This is a genomic window from Sphingomonas sp. PAMC 26617, assembly GCF_000242835.1.
GTDB lineage: Bacteria > Pseudomonadota > Alphaproteobacteria > Sphingomonadales > Sphingomonadaceae > Sphingomonas.
In genome coordinates this window covers 1-2,118 of sequence record NZ_JH594427.1, presented here as the reverse complement: position 1 = coordinate 2,118, position 2,118 = coordinate 1, and the positions used below count along the sequence as shown (strand labels likewise).

Sequence of the window (2,118 nt, the reverse complement as noted above, 5' to 3'; positions counted from 1 at the left end):
AGAAGGGGCTTATCAACAGCACGACGCTCGACATGCACTTGCTCGTTGCGCAGACGGATCTGCTCATGAACGGGCGTTTCAGTGACATAGGAGCGCACGCGCACGCCGCCCCGGTCCACGTCGCGCTTGCCGACAACAAGCTGCTCTTCGACGATCGGAACAACTTCCTCACGCTCGCCATCGAGGTCGTGAGTACGGTTAGTACTGTCCGCCGTGTTGCCAGAAAGTGCACCCAAACCCGCTGCCCCTGAACCCGCTGTCGGATGATCCCAGCCAGACGAACGCCACTCGCTCGAGCGGTCGTCGATATCGACGCTATTGGCATCTTCCAGAACCTTGACGGCCTCATCAACGTGCGCGTCTTCGACGTCAGCGGTCAACAGTACACCACCCCGGCGAACGCCTTCCTCATAAGTGTGGCGGTCCTCATCGGGAAGGAACGCGTGCTTGATCGAATCCCACATTCCGCGGTCCTGGTGGGTCGAATAGCCCGTCGCGTTATAGCCCGCGCTGGTCTTGTCATGGATGTGGATGTGATCGACATCGACCCGTGCAGCCTTCAGCCGCTCCTTAGCGGCTTCGGCATCCGAGCGATTGTCGAACAGGGCAGTGATGGTACTGGACATGATGTTCTCCTGGATAAACGTTGGATAGAAAAGGGTTGCTTATCTCGCCGTCACGACGAGTTCGGTACGGCGGTTCTCGAAACGCCCCCCTGCCGTCGTATTGGTGTCGACGGGGTCGGTTGCACCGCCCGAGACGGTCTCGATCCCCCCGGCATCGATGCCCTTGCCAATAAGCGCCGCCTTAACGCTCTCAGCGCGAGCCTTGCCGAGCGCCATGTTAGTCGCATCGCTGCCGCGCGAGTCCGCATAGCCGGCGATCCGGATATGAGAGGTTGGATACTGCCTCAAAGCCATCGCGACTTGATCGACCTCTGCCGCGTCAGCCGCACGAATGTCGCTCTTGGCTGTGTCGAAGTTTAGCTTCTCAAACGTGAAAGTACGTGGCGTCGCTTCCGTGCCGCCCAGATACACACCAAGACCAGACGTGCCGACTAATGCTGCCGATTTCGGCGCATTCGGGGTCTGCGCTATCACTTTGCTCGAGGCTGGAGCCGGCACGACGGCGACTGTGTCTTTGTGGCAGCGGCTTAAACCGAGGATAAGGGCGAGCAGCCCCAACGCCAGCGCCAACCACGCAAGCGCTTTTAACCAGCCTGGCTGGACGTTCCTTTCGATATGCACGTGGCTTGGGGCGCCGGGTTTATGGTCGTTCGGTCCTGCCATTAACAATACCTCCTATTTTAGACTTCGTCGCCATCGCGCTCGATGACGGCGCGCATTTTGCGAAGCGTGGTAGGAACTTGAACCTCCTCGGTTCGCGCCACCCGGCGAACGACGACTTCCTCGACAACGAAAAGGCGCTTTTCGACGATGGCGCGCTCTTCAACGATTGGAATGATCAGCAGTTCGCCCTCATGGTAAGGCGCAGGTGGGACGGACACTTCGCGTTCGACCACGCGGCGCTCAATCTCGATGTCCTCGCGCTCAAGCTCCGCGACAAGATTGTGGGTTCTCTCTTCGACGACCGTGCGGACCCGGACATGACTACTTTCAACGGTCCGCTTGGACACAGTCGCCACTTCTTCGATAATCGGAACCCTCGTGTGCTGATCGTCAAATTTGGCCACGTAGCTTATCGATCTCTCTGTTCCGAGCGATGTCGAAGAGCACACGCAGCGGGCCAGCAATCACGCTCCGCCAAGTGTATCTTAGGATGCGAAAACCGAAGGCCGTACCATTGGTTCCGCAAAAAACTTGGGACCTTGATTAGGATCATTAGGAATATCTGATGTGCCGAAATCGCATGTGGACTGCGCTCAGTTGCTTACCGCGATCCACCCTGTAGAAAGGTTGTGTGAGCAGTTCGACGGATAACGCATCATTGAAACTCTGGCCGAGCGGCAACGGCCTTCTGGATCGCATTGCGCCGGCTGATCAGACTAAATTACGGCGTTACTGCGATGTGATCGATCTACGTGCGGGAACGGTGCTATACGAGCCTGGCGATCCTCTCTTACACGTCTATTTCCTGCTCTCAGGTATGGTATCGCTT

At 57.8% G+C, this 2,118-nt stretch carries 3 protein-coding genes and 1 pseudogene; 1 reads left to right on the top strand and 3 read right to left on the bottom strand.

Translation table 11 applies throughout. The annotated features are described in order from the left end of the window. From RH91_RS20500 to RH91_RS20490, 3 genes are all read right to left on the bottom strand, one after another. A partial coding sequence (locus RH91_RS20500) for a DUF2382 domain-containing protein (protein ID WP_010165275.1) occupies positions 1-626 on the bottom strand: 626 nt, incomplete at its 3' end. Between the two features lie 39 nt (positions 627-665). Then, positions 666-1,289 (bottom strand): OmpA family protein, encoded by a 624-nt coding sequence (locus RH91_RS21925; protein WP_051116753.1) that lies wholly within the window; start codon positions 1,287-1,289, stop codon positions 666-668. A gap of 17 nt (positions 1,290-1,306) precedes the next feature. Beyond that, a complete protein-coding gene (locus tag RH91_RS20490; protein WP_010165273.1) occupies positions 1,307-1,693 on the bottom strand; it encodes a YsnF/AvaK domain-containing protein in 387 nt (128 codons plus the stop codon). A gap of 227 nt (positions 1,694-1,920) precedes the next feature. Between RH91_RS20490 and RH91_RS23330 the strand changes: the two are divergent. Next, positions 1,921-2,118, top strand: a pseudogene (locus RH91_RS23330) (hypothetical protein); the annotation flags it as partial.